This is a genomic window from Halomonas sp. 11-S5 (assembly GCF_029889825.1).
Lineage (GTDB): Bacteria > Pseudomonadota > Gammaproteobacteria > Pseudomonadales > Halomonadaceae > Halomonas.
Window position 1 is genome coordinate 40,569 of the sequence record NZ_JARANW010000022.1, and the last position, 17,096, is coordinate 57,664.

16 protein-coding genes are annotated in these 17,096 nt (G+C 66.4%); 12 read left to right on the forward strand and 4 right to left on the reverse strand.

What is annotated here, in order from left to right; all coding sequences use genetic code 11:
* Positions 1-40 precede the first annotated feature (40 nt).
* Complete coding sequence (ptsP, locus tag OP497_RS13885; RefSeq protein ID WP_280549428.1) at positions 41-2,302, forward strand: phosphoenolpyruvate--protein phosphotransferase; 2,262 nt, start codon at positions 41-43, stop codon at positions 2,300-2,302.
* Positions 2,303-2,645: 343 nt separating this feature from the next.
* Here ptsP and OP497_RS13890 read toward each other — a convergent pair whose 3' ends face one another.
* Positions 2,646-3,422 carry an NRDE family protein gene (locus OP497_RS13890; protein ID WP_280549409.1) on the reverse strand — a complete coding sequence of 259 codons (777 nt, stop codon included), beginning with the start codon at positions 3,420-3,422 and terminating at the stop codon, positions 2,646-2,648.
* 105 nt (positions 3,423-3,527) lie between these two features.
* Here OP497_RS13890 and OP497_RS13895 point away from each other — a divergent pair, with 105 nt between their 5' ends.
* The 10 genes from OP497_RS13895 (at position 3,528) to OP497_RS13940 (ending at position 12,489) form a co-directional block, all read left to right on the forward strand.
* A complete protein-coding gene (locus OP497_RS13895) occupies positions 3,528-4,658 on the forward strand; it encodes a response regulator (protein WP_280549410.1) in 1,131 nt (376 codons plus the stop codon).
* Complete coding sequence (locus tag OP497_RS13900; protein ID WP_280549411.1) at positions 4,655-5,449, forward strand: sulfite exporter TauE/SafE family protein; 795 nt, start codon at positions 4,655-4,657, stop codon at positions 5,447-5,449. The genes OP497_RS13895 and OP497_RS13900 overlap by 4 nt, the downstream gene beginning before the upstream one ends.
* Before the next feature lie 121 nt (positions 5,450-5,570).
* Complete coding sequence (gene lgt / locus OP497_RS13905; RefSeq protein ID WP_280549412.1) at positions 5,571-6,359, forward strand: prolipoprotein diacylglyceryl transferase; 789 nt, start codon at positions 5,571-5,573, stop codon at positions 6,357-6,359.
* A 52-nt stretch (positions 6,360-6,411) separates the two neighbouring features.
* Positions 6,412-6,711 (forward strand): nucleotidyltransferase domain-containing protein, encoded by a 300-nt coding sequence (locus OP497_RS13910; RefSeq protein ID WP_280549413.1) that lies wholly within the window; start codon positions 6,412-6,414, stop codon positions 6,709-6,711.
* Positions 6,708-7,250: a hypothetical protein gene (locus OP497_RS13915; RefSeq protein ID WP_280549414.1), complete on the forward strand. Its 543-nt coding sequence runs from the start codon at positions 6,708-6,710 to the stop codon at positions 7,248-7,250. Before OP497_RS13910 ends, OP497_RS13915 begins: the two co-directional genes overlap by 4 nt.
* A 92-nt stretch (positions 7,251-7,342) precedes the next feature.
* Positions 7,343-8,116, forward strand: a complete 774-nt coding sequence (locus OP497_RS13920; protein WP_280549430.1) for a thymidylate synthase — start codon at positions 7,343-7,345, stop codon at positions 8,114-8,116.
* On the forward strand, positions 8,113-8,664 hold the full coding sequence (locus OP497_RS13925) for a dihydrofolate reductase (protein ID WP_280549416.1): 552 nt from the start codon (positions 8,113-8,115) through the stop codon (positions 8,662-8,664). The genes OP497_RS13920 and OP497_RS13925 overlap by 4 nt, the downstream gene beginning before the upstream one ends.
* Positions 8,665-8,793: 129 nt before the next feature.
* Positions 8,794-9,849 carry a ProQ/FINO family protein gene (locus OP497_RS13930; RefSeq protein WP_280549417.1) on the forward strand — a complete coding sequence of 352 codons (1,056 nt, stop codon included), beginning with the start codon at positions 8,794-8,796 and terminating at the stop codon, positions 9,847-9,849.
* 406 nt (positions 9,850-10,255) lie between these two features.
* The gene (locus OP497_RS13935; protein ID WP_280549419.1) at positions 10,256-11,317 is read left to right on the forward strand and encodes a porin; all 1,062 of its coding nucleotides are present in this window, start codon (positions 10,256-10,258) and stop codon (positions 11,315-11,317) included.
* A gap of 92 nt (positions 11,318-11,409) precedes the next feature.
* The gene (locus OP497_RS13940) at positions 11,410-12,489 is read left to right on the forward strand and encodes a hypothetical protein (RefSeq protein WP_280549421.1); all 1,080 of its coding nucleotides are present in this window, start codon (positions 11,410-11,412) and stop codon (positions 12,487-12,489) included.
* 87 nt (positions 12,490-12,576) lie between these two features.
* Here OP497_RS13940 and OP497_RS13945 read toward each other — a convergent pair whose 3' ends face one another.
* Entirely contained in the window at positions 12,577-12,795 is a 219-nt protein-coding gene (locus OP497_RS13945) for a hypothetical protein (protein WP_280549423.1), read from the reverse strand.
* Between the two features lie 298 nt (positions 12,796-13,093).
* On the opposite strand from OP497_RS13945, the gene OP497_RS13950 reads away from it, so the two are divergent.
* Entirely contained in the window at positions 13,094-15,073 is a 1,980-nt protein-coding gene (locus tag OP497_RS13950; protein WP_348533120.1) for a diguanylate cyclase, read from the forward strand.
* Here the strand turns inward: OP497_RS13950 and OP497_RS13955 are convergent.
* Positions 15,028-15,276: a hypothetical protein gene (locus OP497_RS13955; RefSeq protein ID WP_348533121.1), complete on the reverse strand. Its 249-nt coding sequence runs from the start codon at positions 15,274-15,276 to the stop codon at positions 15,028-15,030. The genes OP497_RS13950 and OP497_RS13955 overlap by 46 nt on opposite strands.
* Positions 15,257-16,597: a potassium transporter TrkG gene (locus tag OP497_RS13960; protein ID WP_280549426.1), complete on the reverse strand. Its 1,341-nt coding sequence runs from the start codon at positions 16,595-16,597 to the stop codon at positions 15,257-15,259. Before OP497_RS13960 ends, OP497_RS13955 begins: the two co-directional genes overlap by 20 nt.
* Positions 16,598-17,096 lie beyond the last annotated feature (499 nt).

The window sequence follows — 17,096 nt, forward strand, 5'->3', positions numbered from 1 at the left end:
AGCGAGGCGAGAGATAACCACAATGGAAAAGAAGACGCCGATGCTCGAGGTGTTGCGACGCATCATTCAGGAGGTCAACGGAGCCCGCAACCTGGACGCGGCCCTGGCGACCATGGTGCGGCGCATCCGCAAGGCGATGCGCACCGATGTGTGCTCCTTCTATCTCTTCGACGGGACCATCGACCGATTGGTGCTGATGGAGACCATCGGCCTGCGCACCCAGGCCGTGGGGCGGGTAAGCCTGCAGGTGGGCGAGGGCCTGGTGGGCCTGGTGGCCAAGCGCGAGGAGCCGCTGAACCTGGAAGACGCCCAGGCCCATCCCCAGTTCCGTTACTTCGAGGCCACCGGCGAGGAGCGCTACTCGAGCTTTCTCGGCGTGCCGATCATCCACCAACGCCGCATGCTGGGAGTGCTGGTGGTGCAGCAGTCGGAGAAGCGTCGCTTCGACGAGGAGGACGAGGCCTTCCTGGTCACCATGGCCGCCCAGCTGGCGGGGGTGCTGGCCCACGCCCTGGCGACGGGCGGGCTCAACCGGCCGAGCATCCCGGGCGGGCAGGCGCGTTTCACCGGTGTGGCGGCCTCGCCCGGCATGGCCATCGGCGAGGCGGTGGTGATCGCCGCCCCGGCGGACCTCAACAGCGTGCCGGACCTGATTCCCACCGACGTGGAATACGAGATCGCCCGGCTCAAGGAGGCCATCGGCCGGGTGCGCGACGAGATCCGCGCCGCCGGCGAGCGCCTGGCCAGCCGCATCTCCGCTCAGGAGCTGGCACTCTTCGATGTCTACCAGCAGATGCTCGGCGAGGCGGCGCTCTCCCACGAGGTCGAGAAGCGCATCCGCGAAGGCCAGTGGGCGCCCGGCGCCCTGGCCGACGTGGTGCGTCGTCACGTCCAGTACCTGGAGCGGGTCGACGACAACTACCTGCGCGAGCGCGCCGCCGACGTCCGCGACCTGGGGCGGCGAGTGCTGGCCCACCTGCAGGAGGAGACCCCCCAGACCCCGGCGGTCTATCCCGACAGCACCATCCTGGTAGGTGACGAGATCAGCGTGGCGATGCTCGGCGAGGTGCCCCGCGACAAGCTGGCCGGGCTGGTCTCGGTGCGCGGCTCCAGCACCTCCCACGTGGCCATTGTCGCCCGGGCCATGGGAATTCCCACGGTTTCGGGGATGGTCGGCCTGCCGCTGCCGCGCCTCGGCGGCAACCGGGTGGTGCTGGATGGTCATCGCGGGCGCCTCTTCGTGCGCCCGGGGCCTGAGCTCGAGAGCCACTACCAGAGCCTGATCGACGAGGAGCGGGCGCTGATGGCAGTGCTGGAGCACGAGCAGGACTTGCCCAGTCGCACCCCGGACGGCCACGATATGCCGCTGATGGTCAACACTGGCCTGGCCGTGGACACCGTGGCCTCGCTCAAGTCGCGGATCGGCGGGGTGGGGCTCTACCGCACTGAAGTGCCCTTCATGATCACCGAGCGCTTCCCCGGCGAGCAAGAACAGACCCGGTTGTACCGCGACCAGCTCGAGAGCTTCGCGCCCCTGCCGGTGGTGATGCGTACCCTGGACATCGGCGGCGACAAGGACCTGCCCTACTTCCCCATCGAGGAGGCCAACCCCTTCCTGGGCTGGCGCGGTATCCGGGTCACCCTCGACCACCCCGAGGTGCTGATGGTCCAGCTGCGCGCCATGCTGCGTGCCTCCCAGGGGCTGGAAAACCTCCAGGTGCTGCTGCCGATGGTCACCAATGTCGATGAGGTCGACGATGCGCTGCGCCTGCTCGATCGTGCCATCCTCGAGCTCGGCGAGGAAGGCGTGCCGGTGATCCGGCCGCGGGTGGGGGTGATGCTGGAGGTGCCGGCGACCCTCTATCAGCTCGATGCCCTGGCCCGGCGGGTCGACTTCTTCTCGGTGGGCAGCAACGATCTGACCCAGTACCTGCTGGCGGTGGATCGCAATAACCCGCGGGTCGCTGATCTCTACGACGCCTGCCATCCCGCCGTGCTCTCGGCCATGGCCCGGCTCGCCGAGGATGCCCAGCGCCTGGACATGCCGACATCGGTGTGTGGCGAGATGGCCGGGGACCCCGCCGGGGCGCTGCTGCTGATGGGCATGGGCTTCGATGCCTTGTCGATGAACGCCCCCAGCCTGCCGCGGGTGAGGGCGGCGATCCGCCGGGTGCCCCTCGGAAGCGCCCGCGAACTGGTCGCGGAAACCCTCAGGCTCGAATCGCCCGGTGATGTGCGCCGCCACCTCGCGGAACGCCTCGGCGGCTGGGATCTCGCCCACCTGCTGCCGCCCAGTGACTGATTTCCCCTTGCCTGGGAACGCCTTGTAGGAGCGCTGCTTTCAGCGCTAAGGGGTTCCGCCCTTCGTGGGAGCGCTGCTTGCAGCGCGATCCGTCGCGAAGCGGCGGCTTCAGCGACGCATACCAATCGCCTTGCAAGCAAAGCTCCTACGACAACCTGTCCGGTGGCGCAACACCCTGTGGCAGCGCTAAGGGGTTCCGCCCTTCGTGGGAGCGCTGCTTGCAGCGCGATCCGTCGCGAAGCGGCGGCTTCAACGGCGCATACCAATCGCCTTGCAAGCAAAGCTCCTACGACAACCTGTCTGGCGGCGCAACACCCTGTGGCAGCGCGATGGGGTAGGGTTCCTACGGCGGGTTCGTTGACAGCCGCTCGACGTTCTCTCCCAGCGCCACGCCATTCGGCCCGAAGCGCCGTTCCCCCATCTCGATTCGCCCGTCAGCGTGCCAGGCCATCCAGGTGGAGGCGCGGGTGCCGTAGTCTCGTCCGACGATGAAGGGAGACGACAGCCGACGCTCCAGCTCGAGCCCCACGCCGGTTTCCGGCAACTGGTCGTCATCGGCGGGGTGGGGGTCGCCGAGCACGGCCAGCGCATCCTCGGGCCAGCGGCCATGGCGCAGGCTGGCGGCCAACCCCTGGCGGGCGGCGATCAGCTTGGGCCAGGGGGTGTCCAGGCTGGCGTTGGAAAGGCCGTGCAGGCCCGGCGGGACGCGCCTCAGCCGGATGCCGTCGAGGCCCCGGTGGAGGTGCCAGAGCGTCTCGCCGTCACCGACCAGCAGGTTGAAGCCCGCATAGTGGCGAGCGGCCCCGCCGGCCAGCCGGTCCAGCCAGGCCGGCAGGTCGTCGCGCTCCAGGGCCTCGCGCACCAGGGCGCCGCGGCTGGGGGCCCCCGGCGGCACCTTGAGGCGCGGGTCGCGCACATTGGTGACGGCGGCGAAGCGGCCGCGGCGGTGTACCGCCAGCCAGGTGCCGCCGGCCTCCAGGTCGCGGCCACCGAGGATCTCGGGGGCATCGTCCCAGGCGCCCAGCGGGGCGGCCGGGCGGGCATGGAATTCGTCACGGTTGGCCACCAGGCGCAGCGGGCAGTCGCTGCCGGGGCGATGGTCGAAGGCGATCAGGCACATGGCGCCAGCTTAGCCGGCCGGCCGGCCTGAGGGAAGGCGCCGTCATGACAGTCTCGGCCGGGCCGCGTACACTCTGTCCACCATCGTGCTTGCACAGGGATGACAATGCAGGACGACATTCGTCTGGAACGCCTCTGGTCGTGCCTGATCTGGCCGATCCTCTGGCCGGTACTGCTCGCCCAGGCCACCTTGGTGGTGCTCTGCCTGGTGGTCGGGGTCATGCTGTGGTCGATGATGCCCTCCCATGCCTCCTGGGGTGCCACCTTCTGGCTGCTGCTGGCGCTGCTGCTGGGCAGCAGCCTCAACGTGGCGGTCTTCCTGACGCTGCTGCGACAGCGCCTGCGCGGCATCCAGCGCGAGGTCAACGACGCCCTGGTCGGCATCGAGGCCTGGCTGGCCCGCCACCAGCGCCCCATCTCCGCCGACGAGCTACCGCTCCCGAGGCGCCTCGAGGCCATTTCGGGTGCCTACGAGGCGCTGGTCGAGGGCTGGCAGCGCGAGCTCGATGAGAGCCGCGCCGCCGAGCGGCACCTGGCCGGCGAGCTCCAGGCCCGCCGCGGTCAGCTCGAGCGGCTCGAGGCCAGCCGGGTGCGGGCCCGCGAGGAGTCGCGCCTCAAGTCCGGCTACCTCGCCCACCTGCAGCAGTCGCTGGCCCCGCTGATGAGCTCCCTGTCCGAGGTGCTCGAGAGCGATGCCCTGCGCCAGTGCGGCGGCGACCGTGACCATGCCGCGCTCCTGGCGCTGCGCGAGCGCCTGGCCGACGCCGTGGTGCTGCTGGAGAACCTCGGCGAGGACACCGGCGCGTCCGCGGCCTCTCCCCAGGCGCTCCCCTACGGCAAGGGGCGGGTACTGATCGTCGATGATGGCCCGGTGAACCTGACCCTGGCACGCCAGGTGCTGGAGCGCCAGGGGCTCGACGTCGAGACGGCCACCAGCGGCGAGGAGGCCCTGTCCCGGCTGGAGGGAGCCCCCTTCGACCTGGTGCTGATGGACATCTTCATGCCCGGCATGGACGGCGTGGAAACCAGCCGGCACTGGCGCGACCGTGAGGCTGAAGGGCCAGCCCGCCAGCGCAGCATCCTGGTGGCGCTGACCGCCAACGCCAGCGACGAGGATCGCCGTCGCTTTCGCCAGGCCGGCATGGATGACTTCCTGGCCAAGCCCTATCGCCCCCAGGCGCTGGTCGACCTGGTGTGGCGCTGGCTGAACGGCGTCTCGGCGCCCGGGCCGGCATGAGCCTGCTGGCAAGCCTGGCGGGCTACCTGGCCCTGGGCACGCTGGCCGGCACCATGGCCGGCCTGTATGGCGTGGGCGGCGGCCTGATCATCGTGCCGGCCCTGAACCTTGCCTTCGGGTGGCAGGGCGTGGCCCCGGAGGTGGCCATGCACCTGGCGGTGGGCACCTCGCTGGCCACCATCGTGGTCACCGGGGCCTCCTCGGCCTGGGGGCACTACCGCCGCGGCAGCATTCGCCGCGACGCCTTCCTGGCCCTGCTGCCAGGGTTGATGCTCGGCGCGGTCGCCGGGGTCTTCGTCGCCGGCAGCCTCTCCGGCGGGCGGCTGGGGACCCTGTTCGGCCTCTTCGTGATCCTGGTCGCCCTGAAGATGGCGCTGGGGCGCGGCCCCCGACCCGGCAGCGTGGCGCCCGGGCGTGCCGTGATGGGCCTGGCGGGCGCGGTGATCGGTGGCGTCTCGGCGCTCTTCGGCATCGGCGGCGGCACCCTCAGCGTGCCCTGGCTGTCGCGCTGCGGGGCCAGCATGACCCAGGCTATAGGCACCTCTTCGGCCTGCGGCCTGCCCATCGCGCTGTTCGGTGCGACCACCTTCGTGGCCGTGGGGTGGGGCAATCCGCTATTGCCTGCGGGAGCCATCGGCTTCGTGATGCTGCCCGCCTTCCTGGGCATCGTGCTGGCCAGCGTGCCCTTCGCACGCCTCGGCGTCCTGCTGGCCCATCGCCTCTCGGCCCAGACGCTGCGCCTCTCCTTCGCCGCCCTGCTGATGGCAGTGGGGCTCAAGTTCTTGATATAGCGGTAAGCCATAAGCTCCAAGCGGGACGTAAAAACCGTTGCCATAGGAAGCCCGGGTGGCATCATGGCAGCTTCCAGCTTCCAGCTTCCAGCTTCCAGCTTCCAGCTTCCAGAGGACCTCCATGCTGAGCTATCCCGATATCGACCCCGTGGCCATCTCGCTGGGCCCCTTCCAGGTCCACTGGTATGGCCTGATGTACGTCGTCGGCTTCATCGCCGCCTGGTTCCTGGGGCGCCGACGGGCCGAGCGCATCGGACTGAGCAGTGACGATGTGGGCGACCTGCTGTTCTATGCCGCCATCGGCGTGGTGGTCGGCGGCCGGCTCGGCTATGCGCTCTTCTATGGCCTGCCCCAGTGGCTCGCCGACCCGTTGTGGATCTTCCGCGTCTGGGACGGCGGGATGAGCTTCCACGGTGGCCTGGTCGGGGTGCTCCTCGCCGCCCTCTGGTTCGCCCACAAGAAGCGGCTGGCCTTCTTCACCCTGACCGACTTCGTGGCGCCCCTGGTGCCCATCGGCCTGGGGGCAGGGCGTATCGGCAACTTCATCAACCACGAACTGCCCGGCCGCGTCACCACGCTGCCCTGGGGCATGCCCTTCCCCGGCATGGACCCGGCACCGCGTCATCCCTCGTCGCTCTACGAGGCGCTGCTGGAGGGCGCCGTGCTGTTTGCGTTGCTGTGGTGGGTCTCGTCGATCCCACGCCGCCGCGGCCTGGTCTCCGGGCTCTTTCTGCTGCTCTATGGGGTGTTCCGCTTCCTGGTGGAATTCGTGCGTCTGCCCGACCCCCAGCTCGGCTTCATCGCCCTGGGCTGGCTGACCATGGGCATGCTGCTGACCCTGCCGATGATCGCCGTGGGCATCGCGCTGATCGCCTGGTCGCGTGGCCAACCGGTGGATACAAAGTGTTAGACACATGGTGTAAGGGTGGCCCGACATGTGGTGATGGAAATGGAGGTTGAGCATGCGGCTTTCTGCCGAGCAGATCGCGATCATCAAGCAGACTGCTGCCGAGGTATTTGGCGATGAAGTGAACGTCAGAGTCTTCGGCTCCCGGCTGGATGATGACGCCAGGGGAGGGGACATCGATCTCCTGGTGGAAAGCCCTTGCGAGATCGAGAGCAAGGTGGACAAGATGTTGACCCTGACGGCTCGACTGCAACGGCGTATCGGGGATCGGCCGATAGACATTCTGGTGATCGACCCCTCTACCGCCTTGAATCCCGTTCATCGCCACGCCATACAGACAGGGCAACGGTTATGACCCATGACAAGAAGCAGCTGCTGCCTATCGATCGGTTTCTCTGGTCTCTGGATATCGTCGAGCGCGAGGGACGTCATCTCCGCTACAGCTGGGAGACATTGTTCGGCAGTGGTAACATTCTGGACAGTGACTGGGTCGCTGGCCTCGACCAGCATCCGGAGGAGGCCGTCAGGCTTGAGGCGTTCGTGTCGCGCTTTGGCCGCATGCAGGACACCATCGCCGACAAGTTGATTCCTCGCTGGCTGCAAAGCCTGGCGGAGCGGACCGGAAGCCAGATCGAAAACCTCGACCGTGCCGAGCGGCTGGGCGTCCTGGAAAGTACAGAAGCGTGGCTGGTGGCGCGCAAGCTCCGCAATCAGCTGATTCACGAATACATGCAAGACCCGGTTGCCTTCTCGGAAGCGCTGGATTCAGCCAGTCGCTTCTCGATGATGCTGATGGCGACCTATAACCATCTCCGGGATTATGCGCAACAGCGCATGTCGCTGGATGCCTCGCTGCCTGAACCGTTGGACCTCCCGGATCAACATCATCAGTGAGTTCCTGTAGAATCCAACGCCCATTTCCCAGCCTCGATGCCCCCGTGACCGACTCGACCCTACCTGCTCTCGAACAGCCCTACCTCGACCTGATGCGCCAGGTGCTCGACCGCGGCGTGGAGCGCGACGACCGCACCGGGGTCGGCACCCGCTCGCTGTTCGGCCACCAGATGCGCTTCGACCTCGCCCGCGGCTTCCCGCTGGTCACCACCAAGAAGCTGCACCTGCGCTCGATCATTCATGAGCTTCTGTGGTTCCTGGCCGGCGACACCAACATCGCCTACCTGAAGGAAAACGGGGTGCGCATCTGGGACGCGTGGGCCGACGAGCACGGCGATCTCGGCCCGGTCTACGGCTACCAGTGGCGCAGCTGGCCCGATCCTCGCGGTGGGCATGTCGACCAGATCGCCAGGCTCCTCGAGCAGATCCGCACCAACCCGCGCTCGCGGCGGCTGATCGTCTCGGCCTGGAACCCGGCGCTGGTCGACGAGATGGCCCTGCCGCCGTGCCACTGCCTGTTCCAGTTCTACGTGGCCGAGGGGCGGCTCTCCTGCCAGCTCTACCAGCGCAGCGCCGACATCTTCCTGGGCGTGCCCTTCAATATCGCCAGCTACGCGCTGCTCACCCAGATGATCGCCCGGGTCTCGGGTCTCGAACCCGGCGACTTCGTGCACACCCTGGGCGATGCCCATCTCTACCTCAATCACCTCGAGCAGGCCGAGGAGCAGCTCTCGCGCACGCCGCGCGCCGCGCCGCGCCTGGTGCTCGAGCCAAGCGTCGACGAGCTCTTCGCCTTCCGCTTCGAGCATATCGCCATCGAGGGCTACGACCCGCATCCCCCTATCAAGGCCGAGGTGGCCGTATGAGCGAGACCCCTGGCATGACCGACGAGACCCTGGTCCCCGTGGCGATGATCGCCGCGCTGTCCCGCAACCGGGTGATCGGGGTGGACAACCAGCTGCCCTGGTACCTGCCGGAGGACCTGAAGTTCTTCAAGCGCATGACCCAGGCCAAGCCGATTATCATGGGACACAAGACCTTTGATTCTATCGGCCGGCCACTGCCCGGACGGCTCAACATCGTTTTGACCCGCGACCCCGACTTCCACCCAGAGGGCGTGCGGGTCTGCCATGACCTCCCCTCCGCGCTGGCGCTCGCCGACCAGCAGGCCATCATCGATGGCGTCGAGGAGATCATGGTGATGGGCGGCGCCCAGGTCTATGAACAAATGCTGCCCTTCGCCAGCCGGCTCTACCTCACCGAGGTCGATATCGAGGTGCAGGGCGATGCCCGTTTCCCCGCGCTCGACATGGCCGAGTGGCAGGCGGTGCAGCGGGTACCCGGCGAGCCCGCCGAGGGCCAGCCGGCCTACCAGTTCGTGCAGTACCGCCGATATCAAGGGCAGCGGCGTTGACGCCGTCGCCGGCCGGCGACATTTGTCACCACGCCACGCCTGGCACAGACTGAGCAGCAGGTGCCGTGGCCGGCCGCTATCGGCCACGGCCCGAGGAATCACCGGGAAGGCGCACTGGAGGACCAGGACGTGATCGAGGAACGCTCAACCCGCCTGCTGGAACAGCTGGAGAGCCGCGCCGCGGCCTTGCTGGGCGACTTGCGGGAATCCCGCGTCCAGCAGGATGCCCTGCACACTCGGCTGGCCGAGCTGGAACACCGTCGCGTCGAGCTGGAGGCGAGCAATGCCGAGCTGGCCGCCGAGGCCCGCGAGGAGCAGGCCGGCCGGCAGGCCCTGGCGCAGCGTTGCGGCGAACTGGAGGCGCGATTCGCCGAGCTTGAGGCCACCCGCCTGGAACTCGCCGAGGAGAACCGCGAGCTCGACGAGCAGAACCGCGAACTCGAGGCGCACAACCGGCGCCTGCTCGAGCGCGAGCCCGCCGAGGCCCCGGCGTCGCTCTTCCATCGCCAGGCGCGCCGCGCCCAGGGGCTCTCCGCGCTGATCGGCCATCGCCCCAGGCAGCCTGACGCCGGCGAGGCCGCTGGCGAACCGCCTGCTACCCCCGAGAAGCCCGTCCCGTCGGCGCTGCAACCGGCACAGGCCGATCCCGAGCCTGCCGTTGAAGCCAAGCTCCAGGGCGAGGCATCCGCCGAGGAGGCACCATCCCCCCAGGCGCTGCTCGACCAGTGGTACCAGCGCTACGCCTCGACCTTCTTCAAGGGCCATACTCGGCCGCTCAAGGTCGGCATCCACGAGGAGTTGACCGCGCGTGAGTCCTGGCCCGAGAAGCTGGTGCGCCGGGCGCTGGCCTGTTACGTCAACCTGCCGCGCTACCTCAAGTCCGTTCGCGAGGGCGCCGAGCGCCTCGACCTGGCCGGCGAGCCGGCCGGGCGGGTGGATGCCGCCGCCGCCGAGCATGCCCACAAGAAGCTCGAGCGGCTGCAGGCCGACCGCCGCCAGAAGGGCCGCCCGGCCCGACAGCGCGGCAAGCCCCCAGCCGAAGCGACCCGGCACGACGCCGCCAAGGCGGCCGCGCCTTCCTCCCGCCCGGAACCCGCCGCGGCCGGGAGCGCTGGGCCGGGCCGGGAGCCCGCCAGCCTGGACGAGAAGCTCTCCGCGCTGCTCGCCAAGCACAACCCGCGTTGAGGCGCTGACTTGTCTTCGTCATATTCGCGAGGCATGATAAACCCGCTCATCGCACCAGGTGCCTGATTCGCTTGCCGGAGCGTCATGGCAGGCCGAACGGGCACTGGGCACGCCGGGATGGCGCCCGCATCGCAAGGGCAGAGGGACGCGCCGGGGAGGAGGTTCGCAGCGAAGGAAAACAGTGTTTTTTCTTGTTGCGTTCCCGTATATCCCGGTATAGAGTTCCTCTTGCGAGCATTGGACTATAACAAGGCTTTGCCGAGGTCTGGCTCGCGACCTGCCACCTCCCGGGAGGGAACCCGCAGGCACGAGAACCGGCACCAAGACCGGCCAAGCCGCTGACCCGCTCATCAAGAACGGGCAGCCACGATCGAAACAGCAAGCTAGTCAATAAGGAACTATCGCAATGAAAAAGACACTGTTAGCGACTGCTATCGCCGGTGCTCTGGCTGCCTCCGGCGCCCAGGCCGCCACCGTCTACAACCAGGACGGCACCAAGCTGGACATCTACGGCAATATCCAGATTGCCTATGCCAGCGTTGATGAAGGCGCCGAGACCACCGACCAGATCGCCGATAACGGCACTACCTTCGGCTTCGCCGCCGAGCATGTCATCAATCAGGGCCTGACCGGCTACCTGAAGCTCGAGTTCGACGATATTCAGGCTGACGAGATCAAGAGCAACGACGAGGACACCACTGGCGACCAAGCCTACGTCGGCGTGAAGGGCAACTTCGGTGACGTGCGCCTGGGCTCCTACGATCAGTTGATCGACGACTGGATCCAGGACCCGTTAACCAACAACGAGTACTTCGACGTCTCCGACTCCACCTCCGAGGCTGGCTACGGAGGCATCCGCGAGACCGACAAGGTGACCTACACCTCGCCGTCTCTGAGCGGCTTCCAGTTTGCCGTGGGTACCCAGTACAAGGGTGATGCCGAGTCCGAAAACATTGATGACTCCGGCAGCGCTTCCGCCTTCGGTGGTGTGAAGTACACCGCTGGTGCCTTCTCCGTCGCGGCCGTCTACGATAATCTGGAAAACTTCCAATACATTGATGGCAATAATGTAGAAAGCGTTGGTGATCAGTATGGTGTGACCTTCCAGTACACCATCGAGACCCTGCGCCTTGCCGCCAAGTACGAGCGTTTCGACACTGACAATGCATCTGTCACCGGTGTTCCGGATTATGACTTCTATGCGCTGGGTGCTCGCTACGGTTACGGCATGGGCGATATCTACGGTGCCTATCAGTATGTTGACGAAGGTGGCGAAGGCGTTAGCAACATCAACAGCAACAACACGCCCAACAATGACCAGAACGACGATGACAACCGTAATGAAGTCATCGTCGGTGCCACCTACAACGTCTCCGACGCCATGTATACTTGGGTCGAGGCTGCCTGGCGCGACAAGGAGCTGGACGAAGGTGACGGCGTTGGTGTTGGCGTGACCTACCTGTTCTAAATTGTCTGGCAGGGTATTCCTGCTTGATGAAATAGAACAACAAAAGCCGATCCTCAGGGGTCGGCTTTTTTCTTTACCTGATGCGAGGTCCCATGAAACAGCCGATTATCACTGCCAGCCTGTTGGCGCTGGGTCTGTCCCTCGGGAGTGCCGTGGCGCTGGCCAGCGAGATGGAAGAGCGTTTTCGCGAGGAGGGCAAGCAGCTCGATCTGACGGGGCTCTTCAATGCCGAGACCGACGCGCAGAGCCGCAGCTTCAAATTCGGTAGTGCCAATGTCCATGACTTCAGCGTAACCCAGCCCGGCATCTACCGGTTCGAGAGCCGTGTCACGGCCGGTTACAGCGATGACTACCGTATTGCTGCGCTGCTCGAGGATGCCTCCGGTAACATCATCGCCCGCAGCGAGGCCTACGGTCAGGATGGCGGCCTGGCCATGCGTCAGCGTCTCGGGCCGGGTGACTATGTGCTGCGCGTCGAGGCCCAGCGTTTCGGCACCCGCGGACGCGCCGGCGATGGCTACTCGATCCGTATCAGCGGCCTCGATGTCGAGGGTCGTGAGCTCGCGGAGGGTGTGAGTGACGGTGACGGTATCTTCTTCACCGGTGACAGCCGTGAAAGCTCAGGCTCCGTGTTCGTTCGCGGTGATAGCGCCGTGGCGACCCTGGGGGCTGTCGAGGAGCAGTCCTCCGACGAGCCGCCTGCCGATAAGCCAGCAACTGGGCCTGTTCAGGAGACAACCGCTGGCTTGGCAGCGGCGGCGGCCGCCAGTACTGACTCGGCTGGAGCCTCTCAGGCCGCTGAGCCCACCGGTTCAGAGGCTGAACTGCCCGCACGTGACCAGACTTTCCAGACCATCAAGACCGACGTCAAGATCCGTGCCCGTGGCGAGGTATTGACCTTCGAGGTGGCCGAGCGCGGCACCGTTGCGATCACCACCTCGACCTATCCGACCGGCTACGAGGACACCTACCGTATCGAGCTCGAGGTGCTCGACGAGTCGGGCCGTGTAGTCGCCGAGGGGGCCGGCCAGGGGTTCGATGGCGATGTCGACATGGAGACCCGGCTCGCGCCGGGCCGCTATCGCATCCGCGTGCAGGGCCAGAAGTTCGGCTCCGCGCACTCCGGCGTGAACAACTACGAGCTCAAGGTGCAGCAGCTGGATCGTCGGTAAGCCTTTCCTGCGCCACGACATGACGAGGCCCCCGGTGCATGTTGCACCGGGGGCCTTTGCTGTCAAACATGGTGTGCCTAGTGAGCGCTAGGCATCTTCGTCGTCCAACATCATCTGGATCATTTCCTCGAGCTCCTCGACCTTCTCCTCGAGCGCCTTTACCTTGCCTTCCTTCTCAACGTTCTTGCTATAGTTGTCATTGATCTTGGCCATATGCTTCTCGATGGCGGCGGAATCCATGGCCAGGGCGGAGCCGGCCATCATCAGACTGGTAAGCAGGCCAGCGATAAGCAGTTTCATCTTCATGGTGACACCTCTTGGTCTAGTGGGGAGTGGTAGAGACCTGTCGTCAGGTCCTGCTGCTTGGTGTCGTGTCGCCTGCCTACCTTACAGCCGGGCCCTGCGGCCGCTGGGTCCTCATGGTGATGCTCGGATCGAGACTCCTCGTTCCAGGGCTTCCAGCTGGCCATGCCCCGGGCCGACATCGGCAGCTTCCTCGGCGTGGCCGCTCGCCTGCGATACGCGTGGCGGCGTTGACGGGATGGCGGGATGGCGGGATGGCCATGTTAGAGTCGGGTCTTCGACACAGGACATGGAGATCTGCTTGCCGCGACGTTCCCTCGCCCGGGCCGGCGCCTGGGCGCTCTCCCTGAAGGGCCGTCTGCTGCTGGGGCTCGCCGCGACCTGGATCATCGTGGTGGCCCTGGTGATGTGGGCCGGCTGGACATCGAGCCGCTCGCTGTCCGAGGAGTCGAACCTGATCCACCTGAACTACGAGGCTCGCCTGATCGCCGACGAGCTGACCCATCAGGTCGACAGCCGGCTCGCCGCCCTCGGGCAGCTCGCCGAGCGGATGCCGCCGAAGGCCGGTGAGGGGAGTGACCCGCACACCCTGTTGGCGGCCAACAGTGCGCTGCTGGAGTGGTTCGAGGGCCTCCTGCTGTTCGATGCTGCCGGTACCATCCGGGCCGATTGGCCGCAGATGCCGGGACGAGAAGGCCTGGATGCCGGCTTCCGTGACTACTTCCAGTTCGTCAAGGGGTTCAAGCGGCCCTACGTGAGCGAGCCCTTCATCGGGCGCGTCAGCGGGATGCCCATGCTGCTGTTCCTGGTCCCGCTGTTCGACGAGGCGGGCGATTTCCAGGGCGCCCTGGGCGGGCTGGTGAACATCCGCCAGGGCGGGCTGTTCGAGCTGTTGCGCAGGATCCGGCTCGGCGATGGCGGCTATGCCGCCATTGCCACCGCGTCGGGCCGGATTCTCTATCATCCCGACCGATCGCGCCTCCTCGCCTCCCTGCCTGCCGAGGATGCCAACCCGTCGCTGACCCTGGCCCAACTGGGGTGGGAAGGCGAGACCCGCGGGCCCGCCCTCGACGGCCAGGCGACCTACCAGGCCTTTCGCCAGATCTGGACGGCCGACTGGATCGTGGGCGTCTACCTGCCGCGCGAGCAGGTGATGTCGCCCGTCAGGGGCCTGTTCCAGCGGCTGGCCAACGTTGGCCTGCTGATCGCCGTGGTGCTGCTGCCGTTGATGGGCTGGCTGCTCTGGCTGGCGCTGCGTCCCCTCTATCACCTCGAGGGCCAGATCGGGGAGCTTGGCCGGGGAGAGCGTACCCATGTCGCCCTGACCTCCCGGATGCAGGAGATCCAGCGCGTCGGGGACGCCCTGAACCGGCTGGAGCGAGAGCGTGGCCAGGCCATGGCCCGGTGGCGGGACCGCCAGGCCTTCCTCGAGGCCATCCTCGCCGAGTCGCCCGTGGGCATGTTCGTGACCGACAGCCGGGGGAGGATCACCTATGCCAACCGGGCCCTGCTCGAGCTGGCGGGCCGGACGGCCAGCCCGCGCCATCACGCCCAGTGGCTGGCCGGGCTGCATGCCGATGACCGCGACGCCATCCTGGCGCTCTGGCAGTCCAGCCAACACAGCGGCGAGGATTTCCTGCGCCAGTTCCGCTACTACCGGGCCGACGGGACGCTGCTCTGGCTGGAGGTGCATGCCAGCCGCGTGCTCATCGACGGCCAGCTGATCGGCTTCGTGAGCATCGTCAAGGACATCACCCTGCACCGCGAGCAGGAGTCGCTGCGCCAGTGGGAGGCCGAGCACGACCCCCTCACCGGCCTGCTCAACCGCCGCGGCTTCGAGCGCCGGCTCGAGGAGGCGCTGGCCGCCTGGCGCAAGGCCGAGACGCCCTCGGCGCTGCTGCTGTTCGACCTCGACCGGTTCAAGCCGGTCAACGACGTGGGCGGGCATGCCCTGGGCGACACGATGCTGCGGCGCATCGCCGAGGCGGTGAACGGGGTGGTGCGTGTCAGCGACCATGTGGCGCGTCAGGGCGGGGACGAGTTCGCCGTGCTGCTGCCGAGCTGTGATGTCGACCAGGCCCGACGCATCGCCGAGTCCTTGCGTGGGGCGGTGGCCGGCCTCTCGGTGATCCACGAAGGACGCGAATTCCGGGTGACCATGAGCGTGGGCGTCACCACCCTCCTGGCCGGGGACACTGACATCCAGGAGGTGATCGGCCGCGCCGACGCGGCGAGCTACGAGGCGAAGCGGCGGGGCCGCGATGGCGTGATCTTGGCCTGACGGACCGCCCGGGGCGGCATCGCGATCTTGCGCACCTTGTCGAAATCGTCATCGGAGGGATCGAAGTCGACAATGAGCTGGTCCGGTTTCTCGAGGTCCGCCTCCGTCGAGAGTGCCGCATGGATCTCGATCACGTTTTGCCCCGCGAAGTACACCAGGTCCGGGGGATGCAATCGGGGGGGGCTAGCCAATCTGCAGCTCATCCTTCTGCGAGGTACCAAAGGCAGAGCCGACCAGGTGGGCCACCATCAGTGGGCACACGCGCCCCACGAACATCATCGCCATAATGATCGCCTGACCCCAGCCGGAAAGCTCCGGCGTCAGGCCTCGCGACAGACCGACAGTGCCCAAGGCGGAGGTGGCTTCGAATGCCACCGTCAGTAGGTCGGCGTCTTCGCTGATGGACAGGGCCAGGGTGCCAATGAAAATGCCGATGACGGCCATCACCGTGACCGACAGCGCCTTGAGCAGGGTGGTGGTATCGATGACTTGGGAAAACAGCGTGGGCACCCGCCGACGCCGGATGTAGGTCCAGGTGGCGGCGAGGAGAACGAACAGCGTCGTCACCTTGATGCCGCTGCCGGTGCCATTAGCCCCCGCCCCGACGAACATCAGCAGTATCAGCACGAGGCAGGTTTCCTGGGTCAGGGCAGCGATGTCGAGGCTGTTGAAACCTGCCGTGCGCGGTGTCGTGGCCTGCAGCCATGAGGCCCAGAGCCGATCGGCCAGATCGGGCAGCCTGGCCAGCGTGGCGGGGTTTCCTGATTCCATCAGGTAGATCATGACGGTGCCCACAAGGCTCAGTACAAGGGTGCCGGCGAGCACGACCTTGACGTTGATATCGAGTCGCTGGCCGGGTCGATAGCCGAGTAACCCAGAGATCACGATAAAGCCCACGCCTCCGCTGATATAGAGCGCAGGGATCACCGTATTGATGATGGGGTTTCCGGCGTAGGCCATGAGGCTGTCGGATGAAAGGCTGAAACCGGCATTGTTGAAGGCGGAGACGCTGTGGAACAGCGCCCACCAGAGCCCCTGTACCCAGCCATGTTCCGGCACCCAGACCAGCGCGAGGGGAACCAGGGCAATGCCTTCCAGAGTGAGTGCCAGTTTGACGACCGCCTTGGCGGTTCGCAGGACGTCATGCGGATCGGTTTCGTTGCCGGAGCGACTCGCTACCAGGGAGGGGCGCTCACTTATGCGCCCGCCGAGGGAGAGAAAGGCCAGCACGGCGAATGTCATTAGCCCGAGGCCACCGACCTGCATCAATACGAGAATGATCCCTTCGCCCCAGATACTGAAGGTGGCCCCAGTGGGAGTGACAACCAGGCCGGTGACGGTAACCGCGGAGGTCGCCGCAAAGAGAGCATCCCCCCATGAAAGCGACGCCCTCACCGCAATCGGCAGCTTGAGCAGTAGCGTTCCAGCAACGATCAAGACCAAAAATCCCGCCGCTAGCAGGAAGGGCGGGCTGATTCGCCAGGGAGCCGGCGAGGCGTGATCGTGTTCATGCCGATGGCCCATCGAATGGATTCCTTGGCGTCAGAGGATGCTCGTGTGCTCCTCGCAAGCTAGCAGGCAAGGGGAAGAAATTCCTGCAAAGCAGGCGTCGGAAAGCCGCGAGCTGCGTCAGTACGACGCCATGCCCGTTATGGTTGCCAGGAGGATAACGCGCCTGTAAGGACGGTGTTTTTGCCGCGACTACACGAAGAATGGTTCGCCAGGCATGCGGTAGAGGTGGGCCCTGTTAGATGCCGGCGAGCAAGCGATTCACTCACCCGATCAAAGGTCGCTGAGGCGACCGGGAGAGGCGAGAATGCATAGTACAGGTATAAAGTCAATGGTGTGTCTCACGGCACTGCTTTCCACTATGGGGGCCTCGGCCGCCGGTGTGGACAAGAGTGGCCCCTTGTGTCAGTACCGATGCTAAAAGTCCCCTGAGTACCGAAATAAGGTGTCCCCCACTCAAGCGGGGTACCCTCTGATTGGGAAACAGAACGATCAGGAGGTACCCGATGCTCAA

What these genes read in the sequence shown, in the direction of transcription:
- OP497_RS13920 (WP_280549430.1), top strand. Translation starts at nt 7,343, where the DNA reads ATGCGCCAGGTGCTCGACCGCGGCGTGGAGCGCGACGACCGCACCGGG.
- OP497_RS13935 (WP_280549419.1), top strand. Translation starts at nt 10,256, where the DNA reads ATGAAAAAGACACTGTTAGCGACTGCTATCGCCGGTGCTCTGGCTGCC.
- OP497_RS13895 (WP_280549410.1), top strand. Translation starts at nt 3,528, where the DNA reads ATGCAGGACGACATTCGTCTGGAACGCCTCTGGTCGTGCCTGATCTGG.
- lgt (WP_280549412.1), top strand. Translation starts at nt 5,571, where the DNA reads ATGCTGAGCTATCCCGATATCGACCCCGTGGCCATCTCGCTGGGCCCC.
- OP497_RS13910 (WP_280549413.1), top strand. Translation starts at nt 6,412, where the DNA reads ATGCGGCTTTCTGCCGAGCAGATCGCGATCATCAAGCAGACTGCTGCC.
- OP497_RS13940 (WP_280549421.1), top strand. Translation starts at nt 11,410, where the DNA reads ATGAAACAGCCGATTATCACTGCCAGCCTGTTGGCGCTGGGTCTGTCC.
- OP497_RS13900 (WP_280549411.1), top strand. Translation starts at nt 4,655, where the DNA reads ATGAGCCTGCTGGCAAGCCTGGCGGGCTACCTGGCCCTGGGCACGCTG.
- OP497_RS13945 (WP_280549423.1), bottom strand. Translation starts at nt 12,795, where the DNA reads ATGAAGATGAAACTGCTTATCGCTGGCCTGCTTACCAGTCTGATGATG.
- OP497_RS13915 (WP_280549414.1), top strand. Translation starts at nt 6,708, where the DNA reads ATGACCCATGACAAGAAGCAGCTGCTGCCTATCGATCGGTTTCTCTGG.
- OP497_RS13960 (WP_280549426.1), bottom strand. Translation starts at nt 16,597, where the DNA reads ATGGGCCATCGGCATGAACACGATCACGCCTCGCCGGCTCCCTGGCGA.
- OP497_RS13890 (WP_280549409.1), bottom strand. Translation starts at nt 3,422, where the DNA reads ATGTGCCTGATCGCCTTCGACCATCGCCCCGGCAGCGACTGCCCGCTG.
- OP497_RS13955 (WP_348533121.1), bottom strand. Translation starts at nt 15,276, where the DNA reads ATGAGCTGCAGATTGGCTAGCCCCCCCCGATTGCATCCCCCGGACCTG.
- OP497_RS13925 (WP_280549416.1), top strand. Translation starts at nt 8,113, where the DNA reads ATGAGCGAGACCCCTGGCATGACCGACGAGACCCTGGTCCCCGTGGCG.
- ptsP (WP_280549428.1), top strand. Translation starts at nt 41, where the DNA reads ATGCTCGAGGTGTTGCGACGCATCATTCAGGAGGTCAACGGAGCCCGC.